The 19,312-nt window shown below is 64.3% G+C and carries 20 protein-coding genes and 1 pseudogene; 7 read left to right on the forward strand and 14 right to left on the reverse strand.

The window, feature by feature from the left end; all coding sequences use genetic code 11:
- Positions 1-12 precede the first annotated feature (12 nt).
- Positions 13-101, forward strand: a pseudogene (locus ACZI8W_RS07670) (DUF72 domain-containing protein); the annotation flags it as partial.
- Between the two features lie 56 nt (positions 102-157).
- Complete coding sequence (locus tag ACZI8W_RS07675; RefSeq protein ID WP_463367882.1) at positions 158-631, forward strand: hypothetical protein; 474 nt, start codon at positions 158-160, stop codon at positions 629-631.
- Between the two features lie 96 nt (positions 632-727).
- Here the strand turns inward: ACZI8W_RS07675 and ACZI8W_RS07680 are convergent, their stop codons facing one another.
- Positions 728-1,240 carry a MarR family winged helix-turn-helix transcriptional regulator gene (locus tag ACZI8W_RS07680; protein ID WP_463367883.1) on the reverse strand — a complete coding sequence of 171 codons (513 nt, stop codon included), beginning with the start codon at positions 1,238-1,240 and terminating at the stop codon, positions 728-730.
- Positions 1,241-1,310: 70 nt separating this feature from the next.
- Between ACZI8W_RS07680 and ACZI8W_RS07685 the strand changes: the two genes are divergently transcribed.
- The gene (locus ACZI8W_RS07685; RefSeq protein WP_463367884.1) at positions 1,311-2,801 is read left to right on the forward strand and encodes an FUSC family protein; all 1,491 of its coding nucleotides are present in this window, start codon (positions 1,311-1,313) and stop codon (positions 2,799-2,801) included.
- On the opposite strand, the gene ACZI8W_RS07690 is transcribed toward ACZI8W_RS07685, so the two are convergent.
- From ACZI8W_RS07690 to ACZI8W_RS07700, 3 genes are all read right to left on the reverse strand, one after another.
- Positions 2,740-3,141 (reverse strand): histone-like nucleoid-structuring protein Lsr2, encoded by a 402-nt coding sequence (locus tag ACZI8W_RS07690; protein ID WP_463367885.1) that lies wholly within the window; start codon positions 3,139-3,141, stop codon positions 2,740-2,742. The genes ACZI8W_RS07685 and ACZI8W_RS07690 overlap by 62 nt on opposite strands.
- Before the next feature lie 34 nt (positions 3,142-3,175).
- Entirely contained in the window at positions 3,176-4,264 is a 1,089-nt protein-coding gene (locus ACZI8W_RS07695; protein ID WP_463367886.1) for a nucleoside hydrolase, read from the reverse strand.
- 163 nt (positions 4,265-4,427) lie between these two features.
- Positions 4,428-5,630 carry a CaiB/BaiF CoA transferase family protein gene (locus ACZI8W_RS07700; RefSeq protein ID WP_463367887.1) on the reverse strand — a complete coding sequence of 401 codons (1,203 nt, stop codon included), beginning with the start codon at positions 5,628-5,630 and terminating at the stop codon, positions 4,428-4,430.
- Between the two features lie 347 nt (positions 5,631-5,977).
- On the opposite strand from ACZI8W_RS07700, the gene ACZI8W_RS07705 reads away from it, so the two are divergent.
- Positions 5,978-6,679, forward strand: a complete 702-nt coding sequence (locus ACZI8W_RS07705; RefSeq protein WP_463367944.1) for a helix-turn-helix domain-containing protein — start codon at positions 5,978-5,980, stop codon at positions 6,677-6,679.
- Positions 6,680-6,768: 89 nt separating this feature from the next.
- Here ACZI8W_RS07705 and ACZI8W_RS07710 read toward each other — a convergent pair whose 3' ends face one another.
- The 8 genes from ACZI8W_RS07710 to ACZI8W_RS07745 form a co-directional block, all read right to left on the reverse strand.
- Positions 6,769-8,052, reverse strand: a complete 1,284-nt coding sequence (locus ACZI8W_RS07710) for a TRAP transporter large permease (RefSeq protein WP_463367888.1) — start codon at positions 8,050-8,052, stop codon at positions 6,769-6,771.
- Position 8,053: 1 nt separating this feature from the next.
- The gene (locus ACZI8W_RS07715) at positions 8,054-8,698 is read right to left on the reverse strand and encodes a TRAP transporter small permease (RefSeq protein WP_463367889.1); all 645 of its coding nucleotides are present in this window, start codon (positions 8,696-8,698) and stop codon (positions 8,054-8,056) included.
- The gene (gene dctP / locus ACZI8W_RS07720; RefSeq protein ID WP_463367890.1) at positions 8,695-9,753 is read right to left on the reverse strand and encodes a TRAP transporter substrate-binding protein DctP; all 1,059 of its coding nucleotides are present in this window, start codon (positions 9,751-9,753) and stop codon (positions 8,695-8,697) included. The genes ACZI8W_RS07715 and dctP overlap by 4 nt, the downstream gene beginning before the upstream one ends.
- 347 nt (positions 9,754-10,100) lie before the next feature.
- Positions 10,101-10,865 (reverse strand): enoyl-CoA hydratase/isomerase family protein, encoded by a 765-nt coding sequence (locus ACZI8W_RS07725; protein WP_463367891.1) that lies wholly within the window; start codon positions 10,863-10,865, stop codon positions 10,101-10,103.
- An 87-nt stretch (positions 10,866-10,952) separates the two neighbouring features.
- Positions 10,953-11,732 (reverse strand): enoyl-CoA hydratase/isomerase family protein, encoded by a 780-nt coding sequence (locus tag ACZI8W_RS07730; protein ID WP_463367892.1) that lies wholly within the window; start codon positions 11,730-11,732, stop codon positions 10,953-10,955.
- Between the two features lie 103 nt (positions 11,733-11,835).
- Positions 11,836-12,864 carry an acyl-CoA dehydrogenase family protein gene (locus ACZI8W_RS07735; RefSeq protein WP_463367893.1) on the reverse strand — a complete coding sequence of 343 codons (1,029 nt, stop codon included), beginning with the start codon at positions 12,862-12,864 and terminating at the stop codon, positions 11,836-11,838.
- A complete protein-coding gene (locus ACZI8W_RS07740; protein ID WP_463367894.1) occupies positions 12,864-14,015 on the reverse strand; it encodes an acyl-CoA dehydrogenase family protein in 1,152 nt (383 codons plus the stop codon). Before ACZI8W_RS07740 ends, ACZI8W_RS07735 begins: the two co-directional genes overlap by 1 nt.
- Positions 14,016-14,027: 12 nt before the next feature.
- The gene (locus ACZI8W_RS07745) at positions 14,028-15,251 is read right to left on the reverse strand and encodes a CaiB/BaiF CoA transferase family protein (protein ID WP_463367895.1); all 1,224 of its coding nucleotides are present in this window, start codon (positions 15,249-15,251) and stop codon (positions 14,028-14,030) included.
- A gap of 167 nt (positions 15,252-15,418) precedes the next feature.
- Between ACZI8W_RS07745 and ACZI8W_RS07750 the strand changes: the two genes are divergently transcribed.
- A complete protein-coding gene (locus tag ACZI8W_RS07750) occupies positions 15,419-16,042 on the forward strand; it encodes a DJ-1/PfpI family protein (protein WP_463367896.1) in 624 nt (207 codons plus the stop codon).
- Positions 16,043-16,082: 40 nt separating this feature from the next.
- Here ACZI8W_RS07750 and ACZI8W_RS07755 read toward each other — a convergent pair whose 3' ends face one another.
- On the reverse strand, positions 16,083-16,841 hold the full coding sequence (locus ACZI8W_RS07755; RefSeq protein ID WP_463367897.1) for a M50 family metallopeptidase: 759 nt from the start codon (positions 16,839-16,841) through the stop codon (positions 16,083-16,085).
- Positions 16,842-16,899: 58 nt separating this feature from the next.
- Here ACZI8W_RS07755 and ACZI8W_RS07760 point away from each other — a divergent pair, with 58 nt between their 5' ends.
- Both ACZI8W_RS07760 and ACZI8W_RS07765 read left to right on the forward strand, forming a co-directional pair.
- Positions 16,900-17,598, forward strand: coding sequence for an AzlC family ABC transporter permease (locus tag ACZI8W_RS07760; RefSeq protein WP_463367898.1), 699 nt, complete (start codon positions 16,900-16,902; stop codon positions 17,596-17,598).
- Positions 17,591-17,920 (forward strand): branched-chain amino acid transporter permease, encoded by a 330-nt coding sequence (locus ACZI8W_RS07765; protein ID WP_463367899.1) that lies wholly within the window; start codon positions 17,591-17,593, stop codon positions 17,918-17,920. Before ACZI8W_RS07760 ends, ACZI8W_RS07765 begins: the two co-directional genes overlap by 8 nt.
- On the opposite strand, the gene ACZI8W_RS07770 is transcribed toward ACZI8W_RS07765, so the two are convergent.
- The gene (locus tag ACZI8W_RS07770; RefSeq protein WP_463367900.1) at positions 17,890-19,128 is read right to left on the reverse strand and encodes a glycosyltransferase family 87 protein; all 1,239 of its coding nucleotides are present in this window, start codon (positions 19,126-19,128) and stop codon (positions 17,890-17,892) included. The genes ACZI8W_RS07765 and ACZI8W_RS07770 overlap by 31 nt on opposite strands.
- Between the last annotated feature and the right edge of the window lie 184 nt (positions 19,129-19,312).

Here is a 19,312-nt window from a genome sequence, read left to right on the forward strand (position 1 = left end):
TACGCTCGGAACGTGGCATCGGCACGGATCGGTATCTCCGGTTGGCGGTATCCAGGTTGGCGGGGCGAGACTTCTATCCGAAAGGCCTCGCACAGCGTCGCTTGTGACTGCTGTACCGAGAACTACTGCTGTACCGAGAACTACGAGGGAGCCTTCCGTGTGGCCCGAACACTGGCCGACGATCACCCGACAGATCGCCACCCACACCGACACCGCGTTGTCGGCGGTCCGAAGCGAGACAGTGCCGGCGTTCGACGAAGCACTCGCGGAGCTGAACAGTCTGCCGTATGAGCAGGTCACCGCGGTGCACGCGGGCATGGTGCGCGAGTTGCTCGAGGAATTACACCCCGAGGGATTGACGGGTGAAGATGTGCAGAGCGTGCTCGAGAACACCCTTCGGGACGGGATGCGCTGGTTGCCGTCGCTGCAGCCCGACGCAGTGGTCGCCGTGCTCACCGGCACTCTGGGAGTGCACGATGACGAGGCTCCGAAGGCGCGACCGGGCGACTACTCGACCGCGGGAGTGCTGGTGCTGGCCGAGCTGCTTGCTGCGCGCAAAGCCGCTCCCGGTCCGTATCTGCGACGTGCTGTCGCCGAGATCGAGCGGGCAGAAACGGTCGAGATGCCCTGAGGCAGCGTACTGAACTTCCCTCGACTCCTGCGGTTTTCCTCGGATCGACGACCCACGGAAACCCGTAGAGGTGGGGGAAACCCACCGTGACCGTCGTCAGTGCAGTGTCTGGTCTTCGACGTTGCGGGCGATGCGTTGGAGTAGTCCGGTGAGGACGTCGAGTTCGTCGTCGCTGAGTCCGTCGAGCATCTGCTTTTCGCTTTCGAGGCGCCGCGGCAGTTCTCTCTCGACGAGTTCGCGCCCCGCGATGGTGAGGGAGAGCAGCACCACGCGTCCGTCACGTTCGAGACGCTGACGTTCGACAAGGCCGATCTTCACGAGCCGCTCGGTGTGCTTGGTGGTCGAGGCGCCGGAGGTGCCGGTGACGGAGGTGACTTCGCTCGCGCGCAGCGGGTAGTCGCTGCGCGCGAGGGCGCTGAGCACCTCGAACTCGGTGCGGCCGACGCCACTGGACTCGAGTTCCCGGTCGAGCCGGTTCAGGGCGAGCGAGCCGATGCGGGTGATGCGACCGATTACATCGATGGGGCGAACATCGAGTTCGGGGAAGCGCGTCGCCCATGCGTGACGGATGTGTTCGACGTAGTCGGAGCGCGCGGGGGGCGTGGACATGTGTGCATTCTAACGGCCAGAGGTCAACTACTTAATAGATAATTTACCTGCAAAGTAATAGCATCGAAGGATGCTTCGACCGCGCCGACCTGCCGACCACAACCGCCTGCGTTCCTCGGGCAGCGCGTTGGCGCACTCGCTGTCGGCCGCCGCGTGGCGCGACTCCCTCGAGATGCGTCGGGCCGAGCCCACCATTGCGGTGGCGCTTCGGGTTGGACTGGCAACCCTGATCGCGCTGGTCGGAGGCGGCCTCCTCGGCTACCCGGAGGCCGCGGGATTCGTCGCTCTCGGCGCGTTGTCGTCAGCGTTCCTGCGCTACGAGCCGTTCTCGTGGCGTGCGACGAAGCTGGCGTGTATCGGGCTCGGTGTGACTGCATTCGCGGCGTTCGGCGCCCTACTCGGTGCCGTCGGGGTGACGACGTGGCTGCAGATCTTCCTGCTCTCCATCGGGGCCGGGATGTCGTTCTGGCTGTTCACCGCTTTCGAGATCACCGGGCCGGGCCCCGTCATTCTTGTTTTTGCCGCCGCCGGTGCGGCCGGCTTCGCCGACAGCGCGGCCGACGTGGGTCTCGTCGCCGCGTCCGCCTTCATCGGATCTGTCATCGGCTGGAGCGTTGCGATGCTTCCCGTGCTGTCTCATCCACAGAGTCCGGCGCGCATCGCAGTTGCCCGCGCACTGGCCTCCGTCGCTGCGGTCGAATCGCACGGCGCTGGGGGCGTGGCTACTGCCCGGCAGAACATCACCCGTGCTCGCGAGGTCATCGCACTCGGTGGGGATCGCCGGATGCGGCATCACAGCCACGAACTCGTCGCGCTGCTCGATGCTGCGGAGAAGGTCGTCGACGGTGGTGCGCACGATACGGTTCGTGCGCACCGTACCGACTTTCTGCGCTTCGAAGCGGAACTGCGTAAGGTGCGGCGCGACATCGATATTCCCCGATCCGAAGCATTGCCCGATGCCACTCGGAGTGTGGGGGTGGCCGACAGGTACTTCGGCTTCGTCGGTGACGGTGTGCAACGGTTGGCCGACCACAGCATCGTGATCGGCGTCGCACGGGTTGTGGTGGCATCGCTGCTTGCGGGGTGGATTGCGGCGGCACTCGGTATGGCGCATCCGCTCTGGGCCACGATGGGGGCGGTGGCGACGCTACAGGGTGCGAACTACCGGCATACTGTTCAGCGCGCGATTCAGCGTCTGATCGGCAATGCGCTCGGGGCGGTGCTCGCGGCAGTACTGCTGGTCCTCGACCCTGGCTATTGGCCGCTGGTCGTCGCGATCGTAGTGTTGCAGATCGCCACGGAAATGGTCGTCACTCGCAATTATGCTGTCGCGTCTGTCTTCGTTACCGCCATGGCATTGATGCTCACGGGGCTCGGTAGCAGTATCGGGCCGGATGTGGCGGCCAGTCGTGTCGTCGACACTCTCATCGGTGTGGTGGTCGGTGTGGTCGTTGCCGCGCTGAGCATTCAGCGCGGCGACCGCGCTCACCTGATCGAGGTCACGCGTGAGCTGCCTCGAAACTCTCGAGAATGTGCGACGGAATGCGTCCGCGCGAGCTGACGTCGAATCCTTGTCCTCGCGCCCAGTGGCGAACCGCAGCGAGCTGCTCTGGTGAACGACCGGGAATTACCTTGCGGTTGCGGGTCTTTCGCGTCCGAACCGGAACGGGGGTGACCGTATGTGCTGTCGGGGGGATGCTCGGCAGCTTCGGTGTCCGGTTGCGCTTCGATTCGTCCAGCCACGGCTGCAGGACCGCCCAGAACTTGTCCGCGTTGGAGGGGCGAAGATCGATCTCGTACTCGATATCGTCGACGGTGATCCTGAACGATTGCGCCAGGCCGTCGGTGATCGGCTCACCGTCGATGTCGTCGTAGTACTCGACACGCACCTGCTGTGCCACGCTGTCTCCTTGTCCCCGAACTTTCAACCAGAGGCTAGTTGTTACTGGAGGGTAGCTTCAAATTCCGGGCGAATGCACCAACCCGGAGCGTGAAGTGCTCGAAAAATACTTCAGGATGGGTTGCGGTGACGATAGCGGCATTCGGTTCACGCCGCCAGATCCCAGTCCAGTCTGCGATCGTGGTACCTCGCGTGAGCCGCCCCTCGAGTTCGACGTCCACCGTCGCGGGCGTCGTCGTGTACGGAACGGTGTTCAGCGCCACGGCCGCCGCGAACGGGTCGTGGACGTGAGCGAGATAACCGAGGTTCTGCTCGCGGTGGAACTCCATGTAGAAGCGCAATGCATCCGACAACGCTCGCACCACCTGATTCGACGCGCGCGACCTCTTCCCGAGTGGGTCGTCCGGCGACAACGATTCGGCGGGAGTACTTTCGGCGACCTCCGCGATGCGGTCCACGTGCACGGGTCGCATCTCGATGCTCTCGGTGGTGTCCAGCGGGCACACGATCGGATGCCGCAGAGCGGGCAGACCGGAGAACGCGTCGAACACCTCACGCGCGGCCTCCGGATCGACCGCCACATTCCACTCGGACGTCGGCGTCGTGTTGCCGGGATGGTTGAAACAGCCGCCCATGATCACCAGGCGCCGTAACCGCTGCGGCAGCTCCGGATCCATCCTCACAGCCAGCGCAAGATTCGTCATCGGCCCGGTGACCAGCCCCGTCAACTCGCCCGGGTGCTCGCGGGTGAGCTCGACCCATGCCTCGGCCGCGGAGCGAGACGACGGCGCCCTCGACGCCGCCGGAAACTCGGCATACCCGACCCCCAGCGGTCCGTGGGTGTCCTCGGTGGTCATCAGTGGTGCGACGAGTGGGACTTTCGCCCCGACCGCGACCTCTATGTCGGTGCGGCCGCACATATCCAGCACCGCAAGGGTATTCGTGCTCACCTGATCGGCAGGTACATTGCCGGCCGTGCACAACACAGCGGCGATGTCGGCTTCTGGACTCGCGAGCAGATACAGCAGCGCGAGTGCATCGTCGATGCCGGTGTCCACGTCGACGACGAGTCGAGTCGCGGTGTTCGGGAGGTCGGGGGCGCCCACGCACACATCTTGCGACATCGATTCGCGCCGCGCACCGCGGGGTCCCACTCGACCGCAGAACCTCCGACCGGGAACGCTTATGCCCGGTTGCTCAGACCCGAGGAGGCGACGATGTCGGACGCTCGATGTCGGAGGTCGTATGAAGAGCCGCTGCCGTAGCAGCCGCAGTCACGGGGGTACGTCATTCAGCGCTGTCGGTCGTCGACTGTCGTTGTGCTGCGAGGGTAGCTTCGGTCGCGGTCCGCAACTCGGTGAGGATGTCGTCGGTGGCGTTGCCCAGTTCGGGAGCGACCGTCAGGTCGGCGATCGGTGAATCGCTCAGATGGAGTGCGCATCCGGGGACGGGAACCGAACCCCTCACCGGGTGGTCGACATAGCGGATCATGCCGCGTTCGATGAGCTGCGGGTCAGTGTCGACCTCCCGCAGTGACTTGACAGGAGCGCAGGGGACTCCTGCTGCAGAGAGGGCGGCGATCAACTCGTCGCGTGGCTGGGTCCTGCTCCAATCCGAGATGAGCCCGTCGACTTCGTCGACGTGGCGGACCCGCTCCTTCTCGGTCGCGAATCGTGGATCGGAGTGGAGCTCGGGGCGTCCGATGGTGTCGATGACGCCGTGCCAATGGCGTTCAACCATGCAGATCAGCGCGATCCAGCCGTCCGCCGCAGGGTAGACGTTGTAGGGGACGATACCGAGCCCGGAATGCCGGTTCCCGGTGCGTTCAGGGGTACTGCGATCAGGGAAGTTGTGGAGTGCACCGAGTCCGGATGCCAGCATCGGGTAGATGGTGTCGTGCATCGACACTTCCACGCCCTGTCCGCGTCCGGTGTGTTCGCGCTGGTAGAGAGCCGAGACGATAGCTGCGTACAGATGGATGCCGCCGGAGAAGTCGACGAAGGCCAGACCGGATTTCGTAGGTGGCCCGTCCGGGCTTCCGGTGCTCGAGATACTGCCGGACATGGCCTGCACGGTGATGTCCATTGCCGACATGTGGGCGTACGGCCCGGTGGAGCCGTATCCCTTACCGGAGGCGGTGATCAGTCTCGGATTCAGTTGTCGAAGCATCTCCAGATTCAGGTTCAGGCGGTCCATTGCCCCGGGCGCGTAGTTCTCGATGAGGACGTCCGCGGTGCGCACCAGATCGAGCAGGGCAGCATGTCCTTGCTCTGATTTGAGATCGAGCACGACGCTGCGCTTGTTCGAGTTCAGCATGAGGAACTCGTGCGACTCCGTCTCTTGCTTGGATCGGAACCGGAGCGTCTCGCCCTGCGGAGGCTCGATCTTGAGGACGTCAGCGCCGAGTTGCGCCAGTAACAGACCGCAGTAGGGGCCGTTGTAGATCTGGCCGAGTTCCAGGACTCGGATACCGTCGAATGCTGGGGGCATTGCGTGCTCCTTCGGTTACCAGGTGCCGGACCTGCACCGGTGAATCTGCAGTAGATGACTTGCGCGCCAGTGATGCGCTGAATCGAATCGTGGCTGGAGCCGCGTTGCCCATCGGGGAAGCGACTATGACCAAGCTACGCTGTTACGTAATATCATATTACAGTATGGTATTACGTGTTTGTCGATGGGATTGGTAGGGTGTGGCCATGGTGGACGCGACTTCGCGATCTGCTGAGATAGCAGATGCTGCAACATCTTCCGAGACCGATTCTGCTGTCGGCCGAGTGGATGAGTCCGGGATCGAACCGAAGCGCCGCGGCAAGTCGCTCGATCGGCCGCGCCACCGCATGGTCGACCGAGTCGCATCGATCATGGAAACCGTCGCCAGATCGGGCAATGGTCTCACCCTCACCGAACTGGCCAAGGCGCTCGGGGCTCCGGTCAGTTCTACGCAGGGGCTCGTCAACGGGTTGGTGGCCGTCGGCTACCTCGACGAGCGCGAGCGCGTCTACACCCTCGGTGTCGCTCCCTACATGCTCAACGTCCTCGCCGGCAGGCCACCGGTCGCCGGCGTGACGCACGATCAGCTTCAAGCGGTGTATGCCGAGGCCGGCGTGACAACCGTGTTGTCGGCTGCAGTGGGGGATCATCTCATCTACGTCGATCATGTCTCCTCCGATCCGCGGTATTCGTACTTTGCCGAGAAACATCTCCGGCGCTCCCTGTTGCGTACATCCGCCGGTTGGCTGCACCTGGCCGACCGGGAGCAGCGAGACATCTGGGCATACCTGAACTCGCAGGCCATCGAGGACGGGCAGGTTGTCGATTCCTTCCTGGCACGCCTGACCGAACTGCGCGAGACCGCAGTCTGTGTCAGTCCCGCGGTCGCCGACGACGACGATGTCGACGGTGTGTCGGTTGCCCTACGCGAAGCCGGTCGTACAATCGCAGTCCTCGGTGTGGTGGGCATGAGGGCAGACATCGCCGACCGCCGTGACGCGCTGTTGGAAGTGTGCCTTCGCCACGCCGAAAGCTGGGGAATGCGCTGATCCGCGTCGCTGGAGACGCCCGTTCCTGTGTGAACGAGCGTCTCCAGCGTTTCGCTGAGGTCGCGACGGATAGCCCATCCGCGGCATCGCTACATGGAATTCGGGAGCCACATCACGATGGACGGCACGAACAGGAACAGCATCGCTACGACGAGCATGGCGACGACGTAGGGCGCAGCGCCACGGAACACATCTTCGATGCGTTGGCCGGCGGACTTCGCCACGACGAACACGTTGAGGCCCATCGGCGGGGTGACCAAGCCGATCTCTGCGAGCAACACGATGTAGATGCCGAACCATATGGGGTCGTACCCCAGTTCCACAGCGAGTGGCAGTACCACCGGCACGGTGAGGGCGATGATCGCGATCTGGTCCATGAAGAAGCCCAGCACCACGTAGATCACCGTGAGGAAAAGCATGATGACCAAGGGCGGGAACGCCAATCCACCCACCCAGTCGACGATCGTCGGGGTCACGCGAGTCTCGGTGAGGGCGTGTCCGAACACATGCGCGCCGATGAGGATTGCGAAGATCATGGCGGTCGTCTTGGTAGTTTCCACCAAGGTCCGTCCGAGACCCGGGAGCGAGAACCTGCCCTTGGCGACGACGAGTATCAATGCTGCCACACACCCGAGTGCCGCTGCTTCGGTCGCCGTGGCGAGGCCCGTGTAGATGGACCCCACGACAGCGATGAAGACGATGGCCAGAGGTGAGGCGGTACGCAGAGCCCGCCCCTTGTCTGCCCAGGACGCTTTCATTCCGCCTGGAACCTGTTGCGGGTTACGAAGCATCGAGATGTACAAAGTGGCGACCATCGACAATGCGATGATAATGCCGGGAATCGCTCCGGCAATCAGCTGATCACCGACGCTGGTTTCTGCCGTGATGGCATAGAACACCAGGATGATCGAGGGCGGAATCATCGCGGCCAACGTGCCGACCACTGCGACCACGCCGCCGGCCATCCTCGGGTTGTAGCCTTCGTCGATCATCTTGACCGTCGAGGTCTGGGCGAGTGTCGCCGCGGCTGCGGTGGATGAGCCGGAGACCGAAGAGAAGGCGGTGCCGGCAAAGATGGACGCCACTGCCGTTCCGCCGCGAATGCGACCGACTATTGCGCGGGTTGCGCCGAACAAGGAGTCCATCAGGCCGGACAGCATGATGAGGTGCGCCATGAGGATGAACAGGGGCACAGCAGAGAGCGAATAACTCATCACCGACGACGCCGGTACGGTCTGCATGACGCCGTCGACGACATGCGGTCCACCGATCAGCGCAAGGCCGACGATACCTGCGCCGAGAATCGCGAACGAGACCGGAACGCGGAAGAGAATCAGCACCAGCAAGAGCAGCACGATTGCGGCAGCGATCATGTCAGTGTCCTTCCGCCGTGTGGCCGGCTTCGTAGTCGGTGCTGACTATTCGTAGCGGCGTGATCAGTTCTCGATACAGGTCGATCGCCACGACCACGAAGCCGAGAGAAGCAGCCACCGGGATGATCGACTTCCACCACCAGGAGGGCAGCGAGAGTTCCGCCATGCCCGGAGGCGGCCGCTGGCCGGTCGCATACGCGAAGTGCGCTGCCCGGGTTCCCGAGTAGATCAGCAGCGCCAGTGATATCAGAACGATCACGTAGGCGAGGATCAGCAACAGCTTTCGCGCTGGGGTGGGAAGCCTTTCGAAGATTGTTACGACCGCGATATGGGCGCCGGAGCGGTAGGCGGTGACCGTCCCGAAGAAGGCGATCGTCATCATGAGGTATTGCTCGACCACGCCGACGTTCCATCCCAGCGGGGATCCGAAGCCGACGCGGGCGACCACCTCGATCGTCGTCAAGGTTGCGATGATGACGATCGCTAATCCGGAGAGGACACCACAGAACCCGGAAATCGCGTTCTGCACTCGGTCGAGTTGTGGATGGTCCTCGGTGATGTGCCCGAACAGAGTGTGCTTCGCAGGTGTTTGGCCCTGTTGGTAAACGATTGCCTCAGCAGGCAATTCGTGTGTCACATCTTTCATCGGGTGTCACCCGCCCTCTGCTCTGCGGCGGCCTCGAAGGCCGCTATCGTCTCGTTCAGCACCTGCTGGGCAGGAAGTCCAATACTTTCGAGGTCGCTGACCCAACTGATGCGTACCTCCTCGGCGATCGCATCCCACGCGGGGCGGGTCTCTTCGGTGACCGGGTCCATCTGGACGCCTGCATCCCGCATCGTCTCGAGCGACTCCACGACGGTGCGGTTGATTTCCAGGCATGCCGCTTCCTGGGCGCGATCGGAGGCCATCGTCAGCACGTCCTGCTGTTCGGGGCTGAGTTCCTGCCACACGTGGTGAGAGATCGAGTAGGTGGCGGTGAACGAACCCAGGTGGGCGCCCTCGGTGGAGTAGTGCAGTACTTCTTCGAGCTTGTACGGAGTCATGCTCAGCGGGCTGGCGAGCGTCCCCTCGACCGTGCCGCGTGAGATCGCCTCGTAGAGGTCGCCGAGGGGCATCGACACCCCGGCTGCGCCGGCGGCGTCGACGATGCGGTCGGCGACGCCTCCGGTGGAGCGCATGATCCGTCCTTCGAGGTCGGCAGCGCTGCGAATCGGGAAGTTGCCGCTCATTGCCTCGTACCCCGGAATGACCGCCACCCACAACGGGTGTACGTCGTTCTTCTCCAGTTCTGTCTCGAACAACGTTGTTCCGGGCTGCATCAGTGCGCGCATGGCGTCACCGCCTACGCACGCATCCTCCGTGAGCCCCGGCAGATCGCCGACATTGGACAGCGGCAATAGAGTTCCGACGTAGGCCGGGGACACTGCGGCGATCTGTGTGACCCCAGTGCGCAGTAGGGCCGGCATGTCGCTTTGCTTTCCGAGTTGGCCGGAGGCGAAGTACTCGAGTTCCAATCCTGCGGCCGGGCCCTCGTTGTGGAGCGTCTCCAGGAACACCTTGGTGCCACTGCGGCCGAGGGGGTGGGTGGACGTGAAGCTGTCGGCCATCCTCAGCACGACGTTTCCATCGTCATCGTGAGGCACTCCCGGTGCGCCGCAGGCGGTGAGTGCAAAGGCGCTCACAACTGCGGCGGACACCATCTGCAGAATTGGTCCCCCGCGTCGACAGCGGGTGCGGCCACGGGTACCTCGGCGCGGCGACGTGCTGCGCGAAGGGCTTGACGAGATCATGAATCATCCCTGTCCACGGAATAGGATATTGATATACGTAACTTCCTAGAAGTTACCGTGTGATAGGTATCACTGTCAATGTCGTGCCGGCGCTGTTGCCACGCCATGTGTGGCCGTTCGTGTGGAAGCGCCTGTGAATCCGTCCGGAGGGGACGCTCCCACTGTTACTGCACAAGCAATGAGAAGCGGGCGCGACATGTGGTGACGAAACCGTATTACGTTGCAAGACAACCGAATCGAGATCGACATGTCGCCGGTCATCGACCACGGAACTGTGGGGATCGGCGGTCGACAAAGGCGGCAATCGCTTCCTTGGCATCGTCGGTGCCCAGCAAGCGCAACTGCCTTGCCTTTTCCATCTCCAGTGCGTCGGTCAGCGAGGCCGGAGGCGCGACCATGGCAGATTTGCTCGCGGCGATGGCGAGGGGGGCGTTCTGCAGCCAGGCTTCCATCCGCGTTACGGCAGCGGCTTCGACGTCTCCGTCATCGGCCAGCTCGTCAACCATTCCCCATTCCCATGCGGTGCCGGCATCGAGGGGCGCCGCGCCGATGAGCAGGCGGTTCGCTCGCGCTGCACCGATCCGTCGCGGCAGCGACCAGGTGAGCCCGGCGTCAGCGGAGAGGCCCACTCTGCTGAACGGAGTACCCAGCTTTGCTCCCTGTCCGCAGACCACGTGGTCGCAGGCGAGAGCCAGCCCGAGTCCGGAGCCGGCCGCACCCCCTTCCAACGCCGCGATGACGGGGCGTCGATTCGTGGCGATCGAGTGAATGATTGCGGCTAGATGATCGAATCGGGCTGGGTCCGCATTCATGCCCGCGGGGTCGCGCAGGTCGCCACCACTACAGAAATAGGATCCTGCCCCGGTCAGGACGATCCCGGCCACGTCGTCCGTGGTGCTCTCGAGTCTCGAGCGCAGTTGCTCGCGCATTGCCAGGCTGAGGGCATTACGCCGATCGGGGTTGTTGAGTGTCAGTATCAGGATTTGCCCGTACTGCCGGGCGAGCACGAGGTCGTCGAACATGGTCACATCCTTCGATGCATAGCCCGTCACGCCATACTGCATCCGCAGTCGGGTGTCCTACTGTATAGCGAAATGCTGTGCCACGTATCAATATCCGACGAACTCAGGCGATCTCTTCTCCCGGAATGCTGCGATGGCCTCCGCAGAGTCTTGTGTGGATTGAACGACGGCCTGCTCGGCGGCAACCATCGATAGTGAGGTCGCGAAATCGACGCGCTCGCCGTTGCGAACCAAACGCTTGATTGCGCGGATCGCGACGGGCGGGCCCGCGGCCAACTTCCGGCACAGGTCGTCGGCCGCCGAGGCAAGGTCTTCCGGTGCGTGGACCGACAATGCCAATCCGAGTCTCAACGCCTCGTCGGCATCGACGAACCTTCCGGTCCACAGCAGTTCGAGTGCTCGGGCTTGCCCGACGATCCGTGGTAGCAGGTGTGCGCCTCCGTCACCGGGAATGAGCCCGACGCGGATGTAGCCTTCGGAGAAGCGTGCGCGGGTCGAGATCAGTCGGATATCGCACGCCAATGCCATGTCCATACCGGCACCGACGGCGACGCCGTCCACCGCGGCGATCAGTGGCTTGTCGAGGTCGAGGGCGGCGGACGCCACTCGGTGCACTCTGTTCTGCAGTACTTCCTGACGCGCAAGGGTAGTGGTGATGTCGGCGAAGTCATCGAGGTCGACGCCCGAGCAGAAAGAGCCGCCAGTGCCGGTGACGAGCACGACACGCACGTCAGAATCGATACGGGCCGAGCGCAGCGCCTCGGCCCACTGGTCGAGCATGTCGAGCGTGAAGGCGTTCTTGCGGTGCGGTCGGTTCAGGTGAATGGTGCCGATACCGTCCTTGACGGTGTAATCGAGGTCAGCCATGAGGATTCCATTTCGGGCGTCGGGTGATTTTCGGGAGCCGGGTGGTTCAGGAATAGCGTTGGCGTGTACGGTCAAACAGAGAACATCGGGTGTACCGGCCTTGTCATGCGGTGATGAGGGCCCACAGGCCGTCGCGGCCGGCGGCAAGGGCGGCGGTGGTGAGAACCTCGTCCCAGTGTCGGATCGAGCCGTACTCCGAGCGCCATGCGAGTGCGGGCTGAGTGAACTCGTGCAGCCGGTGCTCCATGGTGGTTCCGATCGCGCCGTGTACCTGGTGGGCATTGCGCACGACAACAGAAGCGGCGTGCCCGGCGCAGGACCGGGCAACGGCAACGAAGAACTCGAGATTCGCTCCGGCCCAGTCGGTCCGAACGGCTTCGGCGAGCGCAGCCTCGGTCGCGGCGCGCGCAAGCGAGGCTTCGGCGGCAATGTCCGCGACGAGGTACTGGACGGCCTGGAACTTCGCGAGCGGACGACCGAACTGTATTCGTTCGGTCGTGTGCGCGATCGACATCTCGACGATGCTGTCGAGTGCCGCACACACCTGCACGGCTCGCACGAGGGCGCCGCGCATCCGCAACTGGACGATGACGGCATCGTCGAGGGCGGTACCGGAGAGGACCGAGACAGGTGAGATGACGGTGTCGCGTGGTTCGCCTGCGCGATTGGCGCCGGCCGTGACCTCGAGCGCGTCGGTCGGGACGTCGGCGACCCGATGGGTGTCCCCGTCGTGCCACACCAGCGTGATTCGCTCGGACTGGGCTGCCCACGGTACGCCGTGTGCGGTGCCAACGGTGTCGAGGACGGCGACGGTCCGGCGGGCGTCGTTACCTCGTAGCCCGGATGCCTCCAGGAGCCAACCGGCGAGCAGATCGTGTTCGGCCAGGGGAATGCGAACACCGTGGCGGACAGCGGCACCGATCAGTTCGGCGGCCTCGAACCAGCCTGCGCCGCTCCCGCCGTGCTGTTCGGAGCCGGTGAGGCGGGCGAGACCCAGCTCGGTGAGCCGAGCCCACAGGCCGGCATCCCAGCTCGCGACCTCGGTCCCAGGCTCGTGCTGTTCGCGGTGGGTGGCGAAGACCGCGGACATCATCTCGACCAGATCGCGGTCGACGGGCGTCGGTGTGGACATCAGCGCATCCCCAATCCCCGCGCGATCACGCCGCGCAGAACTTCGTTGGTTCCGCCGCGGAGTGTGAATCCGGGGCGTTGAGCGACGGCGAGGTCGATCTGCGAGAGATAGTCGGCACGGTCGGGTGTGTACTCACCGGCGAGCAGATCGGCGAAATCGGCGATGTCGCCCTCTGTGGAGGTGCCCAGGACCTTGACGACGGCCGCGGCGGTGTCGGCGGGTTCATGGCGTTCGAGTGCCCCGGCGACGGCTGTCGACATCTGGTGCAGCCCGGCAATGCGTGCCACGTATCGCCCCAGGTCACCGTTGCGGGGCACGGACCGATCGCGCATCAGTTCGGCGGTGTCGGCCAGGAGAGGGAATGTCGACAGGAAGCGTTCCGGGCCACTGCGTTCGAAGGCCAACTCGGAGGTGACCTGCTGCCAGCCGTTCCCGATGGTGCCGAAGACCATGTCGTCTGCGACGAACACATCGTCGAGGATGACCTCGTTGAAATGGTGCCGGCCGTTCATCGAGACGATCGGACGGATGTCGACGCCGGGCCCGCGTAGGTCGACGATGAACTGGCTCAGTCCGCCGTGTCGGTGCGCCGGATCGCGGGGTGTGGTCCGGGCGAGGCAGATGAACGCGTGTGCACGATGTGCTCCCGAGGTCCACACTTTCGTGCCGGTGATGGACCAGCCGCCGTCGACCCTGGTGGCCTTCATGCGCACACTTGCGAGGTCGGAACCCGAATCGGGTTCGCTCATTCCGATCGCGAAATAGCATTCGCCCTTCGCGATGGCCGGAAGATAAGCCTGTTTCTGGAGTTCGGTGCCGAACTTCAGTAGCGACGGCACGATCTGGCGGTCGGCGATCCAGTGCGCAGCCACCGGGGCTCCGGCGGCGAGGAGCTCTTCGGTCACGACGAACCGTTCCTGATGCGAGCGGCCGTGGCCCCCGTACTCGATGGGCATCGTCATTCCGAGCCAGCCGCGGGCGGCGAGAGCGCGCGTGAAATCTTCGTCCCACCCGGTGAGCCAGCAGTCGACGGAGCGGACGATCCGGCCGGCGGAGAGCTCTTCGGCGAGGAAGGCACGTACCTCGCCGCGCAGGACGTCGAGTGCGTGTGGATCGGAAGAGACCGGCGGTACCAATCTGAGGTCGGTCATCATTCTCTCCAATCAGGCCGGGGTCGTATCGGCGACAGCGGTCTTGACAACAGCGGACTCGGCCAGGGTGTGGATTCGGTTGTCGGAGTAGCCGAGTTCTTCGAGCACGGCTGCGGTGTCCTCCCCGAGGTGTGGGGCGTGGCGGGTGAACGAGACCGGGGTGCGCGACATGGTGAACGGTGTCCGTGTTGCGTAATAGTGGCCCTCGGTCGGATGGGTGCGCTCGGTGATCAACCCCTGCTCGAGGACATACTCGTCCTCGTGTGCGTGCGCGAGGTCCAGGAGATCCGATGCGGGAATTCCATGTGCTTCGCACAGTGTGAGCCATTCGCCGGTGGTCCGGGTCGGGGCAACCTCCCTGATGGCAGACAGAAGTTCTCCCATGTGACGATGACGGTCGTTCACGGTGGCATACCGAGGGTTTCCGGCCATGTCGTCGTGACCGGCTTGGGTGAAGAAGTCGATCCAGTTCTGCGTCGAGTACGGCATGATGCAGATCCAGCCGTCCGCGGTCCGGTGCGGCGTCCGTTCCGGGGTGAGGACGCGGCCCCAACCGAAGTCGCCTTCCGCAGGGGCGAAGGTGTGCCCGCCGAAGTGCTCGACCAGGTTGAATCCGATCATGGAGTCGACCATCGGCACATCGATCTCCTGGCCTAGCCCGGTGCCCTTCTTCTCGATCGCCGCAGCGAGAATCGCGATCACGATGTAGAGGCCGACAACCTTGTCTGCAATCACGTACGGAGCGAATCGTGGTGCGCCGTCGACGAGTTCGGAAAGCTTGGCTGCGCCGGATGCGGCCTGCACGATGTCGTCGTAGGCCGGATAGTCGCGATGTGCGGTGTCCGATCCGTAAGCCTGTGCGGTGCACAAGATCAGGCCGGGATTGAGCCGGGACAAGCGGTCGTAGGTGATTCCGAGTTTGTCACGTGATCGCGGCCGCAGATTCGTGACGAGCACGTCGGCGGTGCGAACCAGATCGTCGAGGACCTCACGGCCTTCCGTTGTCGCGAGGTCGACCGCAATGCTGCGCTTGTTCCGTTGGAGGTTCATCGTCAGCGCGCTCATGCCGTTGTGGCGTTGTGCGCCGACGCCTCGGCTCATGTCACCTTCGAGGTTTTCTACCTTGATGACGTCGGCGCCCAGGTCAGCCAAGGTGGCGGTGGCGAAAGGCCCCATGATCACCGTTGTCAGATCTACGATGCGAAGTCCGTTGAGAGCGCCCGGTGTGCAGTGCATCGGCTACCTCTTCTCGCTGTGAGTTGTGGCTCTGCTATCACTATGGCAGCCAGAGGCAATATTACGCAATAAGCCATTGAACTATGGATATACGTATAATATGAAGGACGCGAGTGCTGCTGCACGTGGCGCACTACGAACCGTGCTGATTGTGCGAGACTCTCCAGGTGGCTCAGGCAGCGACACTCACGACAGCGATCGTATTGTTCGACGGATTCGAACTGCTCGACGTCTTCGGTCCCGTCGCGCTGCTCAGCCGGTTCACCGACAACATCGAGGTCACGCTCCTCGGCCCGCGCGAGGGCGTTGTACGCAGCAGTCAAGGAACCGATGTCATCGCAACCGTGAGCTACCGGGAGGCTCGGGTATCCGACATCGTGATGGTGCCAGGTGGCATGGGCACACGGCACCTTACCCAGGACGCCGAATTCCTCGCGTGGCTGCGTGACTGGGCCGCGAAGGCGCAACTGATCACGTCGGTATGTACCGGATCGGCAGTCTTGGCCGCTGCCGGACTACTGGACGGATACCGAGCTACATCGAACAAGCTCGCCTTCCAGTGGGTCGCAGGTCATGGGCGGAATGTCGACTGGGCACCACACGCACGATGGGTCCACGATCGTGATCGGTGGACCTCGTCGGGCGTTGCCGCCGGCATCGACATGACCGGGGCGCTTCTCTCCCACCTGTTCGGCCCGGAACGGAGCAAACGGGCGGCTGACGAGATCGAGCTCGAACTTCACACCGACCCCGAGTGGGACCCCTTCGCTGTCACGTACGGACTCGAATAGACCAGGCCCGCTACCCGGGGCCAACTGCGGGTCGGGATCTTCACGGCAGGTGCGTCACCACGACACGTGCCGTCCCGTACACCGCGGTCCCCGCCGTGATCACGCCGAACAGGACGATCCACACCCCCGCAGGAACTCTTGTCAGCCACCTCAGCTGGTCGGCGTCCGAACCCTGGCCGCGGCCACGCATGTGGGTGCGGGCCAGTTCGAACACCGGACGTGTCGCGCCGAGCAGCAGCACCCAGGTGATCAGGTACGCCGCGGCATATCGCACGACCGGATCACCGAAATAGGCCGCGGCACCCACGAGTGCACCCGCGATCACGACCGTGACGAATCCGTACAGGTTCCGGATGAGTAGGAGCAGCACCGCCAACGCCGCGAGAATCGACCACAACACCGCCGCCGGTCGGTTCAGGGTCAGTAATGTGGCTGCGGCGAACCCGAGCACCGCCGGGCCTGTGTACCCGGCGAACGCCGTCGCGACCATACCGGGGCCGCGTGGATTGCCGGACGACACCGTGACCCCCGACGTGTCGCTGTGCAATCGGATGCCCGACAGCTTGCGTCCCACCAATGCCGCGACGAGCGCATGCGAACCCTCGTGCGCCTGCGTGATCACATGTCGGGTCTTCAGCCACAGCGGCCGCACGGTCACGAGGATCAGCGCAATCGCCGCTGTGATCATCACCAGGGCCGTCGACGCGGGTGCGTCGACGGCCGAGACGGCCTGCCACGCGGAGTCCAGCACATTCGTGAACGACGCTGCGTTCGTGGAGGAGTCGGGGCTCGACGTCACTGGTCACCTTTCGTCGGGTACAGGCGAGGCACGACACGTCGCAGGCCCCGATAGCCTCATGAGCATGCCTGATGGTCGTGCCCTCGCAGTCCGAGCGGGTATTGCGGACTCGTGGGCCGTCGGACTCGGACTGATCCCGCTCGGCCTCGCGTTCGGCGTAGTACTCACTCAGGGCGGATTCGAGTGGTGGTGGGCGCCGGTCTTCTCGATCGTGATCTACGCCGGATCGATGGAGTTTCTGGCGATCGGTCTCGTCAGCGCGGTGACACCGTTCGCGTCGATCGCCGCGGCGACGCTGCTCGTGAACTTCCGGCACGTGTTCTACGGACTGTCGTTTCCCTTGCACTCGATCCGCAGCAGAATCGGCCGCCTCTACGGCGTCTACGCGCTCACCGACGAGTCCTACGCGATCGTCGCCCCGAAGGCCGGTCAGGAGCTGTCCGGTACCCGTGTGCTGACGGTGCAGGTGTTGTGCCAGGCCATGTGGGTGGTGTCGGGCACCGTCGGCGCACTCGTCGGTGCGGTGCTGCCCGCCGGTCTCACGGGCCTCGAGTTCGCGCTCACCGCACTGTTCACGGTGCTCGCGATCGACGCGTTCCGTGTCAACCGCGACGTGCCCGCTGCGGTGCTCGCGGTGGTGTGCGGGCTCGTGGCGATGTTGATCGCGAAGGAACAGATGCTCGTCGTCGGGCTCGGGTTGTTCGTCGCGTGCCTGCTTGCGCGGTTCGTCTATCGGAACAGGGCTGCCAGTGCCTGAATCGGTCCCCGGTGCCGGATACGTGCTCGGAGCTCTGCTGGTGATGTTCGTCGTGACGGTCGCGCTGCGCGCCGCGCCGTTTCTGGCGCTGTCTGCGCTGAAGCACTCGGCCGTCATCGACTTCCTGGGCCGGACGATGCCGGTCGGAGTCATGATCATCCTCGTCATGTACACGCTGCGCGACGTGGGTGCGGCGACGTGGCTACCTGCGACGATCGGGTTGGCCGGCACGATCGCGATGCACCTGTGGCGGCGCAACGCGGCGCTGAGCACCGTGGCGGGAACCGGTCTCTACTTGGCGGCGTCGGCCTTCTGGGGCTGAGCGTCCGCTGTCGAGGTGGTGACCGGCGGGATCGGGGTCATGGCCTCTCCCCGACGGCTGCGCGCCGCGAAGACCCCGGCGACGAACACGACGACCGCGATGATGGCCTGTGAGTTACCGAGCGTCTCCAGCACGAACTGTTCCACCCAGCCGCGCGACGACGCATCGGTGAGCAGCTTGTTGGGCCCGAACAGGAAGATCAACGTCGCGGGCAGGAGCACCGGCCACCAGTGGCGGTAGCGCGGGGCGACGAGCAGCGGCACGAGGAACAGCGAGTACACCCAGTGGTGGGTGACGGCGATCGGTGCGACGAGGAGCGTCGCGAGACCCACCAGCGCGAGAGCGGGTACGGTTTCGCCGGCGCGGAGGAAGCGGTGCGCTGCCCACGCGGTTGCGGCGACGACGAGCGCGGCACCGACGATCCAGAGGATCTTGCTGGTGCCCTCGGACAAGTCGAACCGAGCGAGCAGGCCGGTGAGCCCCTGGTTGCGGAAGTACTCCTGGTCGCCGGCGCGGTCGGTCGCGAAGAATTCGTCGGTCCAGAAGTAGATCGAGGAGTCGGGCCGCAGCCAGTAGCCGAATGCGGCGGTCGCGAAGAACGCCCCGAACGCGCGGGCCACGGAGGGAATGTCTTTCCGGAGCAGGAGCAGGAGCCCGAACGCTGCCGGTGTCACCTTGATTGCCGCGGCCACCGCGATGCCGACGCCGCGGAAACGCGAGGGGATCACACCGAGGACGTCGGCGACGACGAGCGCCATGAGGATGATGTTGATCTGACCGAACGCGAAGTTCGACCGGAACGGCTCGAGCAGCAGCACCACACCCAGGGATGCGGATGCGACGAGACTCGCCCGGGTGACGTCGAGGCGCTGGTAGACCACCTTGAGGATCCACCAGGTGAGCGCAATGAGCCCGGCCGTCCACAGCACCTGCAGTGTCGTGCTGCCGATCAGTGCCATCGGCGCGAACAGGAACGCGGCGAACGGCGGATAGATGAATCGGAAGCCCGAGTGGCTGTAGAAGCCCTCCGTGTACAGGGGGGTGTGATTGAGGAAGGCGTGCCCGGCGTCGCGGAAAACGTCGAGATCCATGAGGTATTCGGTGAATGCGTCCTGGATGTACCCCGCCACCGCGTACGCCGTGATCAGGAGTCCGATGGCGATCAGTGCGGAGTGCACGGGCCTTGTGCGGACTTCGGACAACAGCACGGGGTAGACCTCCGGGGGACGACGATGTTTCGGGATCCCGTCGGGGCGACCCCGTTGGTCACGTTACACAAATGTTGTACGGCGCAGCGCGGTCCAGGTCCGTTCTTCCGCATAGAATGGTCGTTTCATCCCATTTAAGGGTTTTTCACTTCACAGTCCCCGGATATCCGGGGTATTTCACTCT

Source organism: Rhodococcus ruitaii (assembly GCF_055230935.1).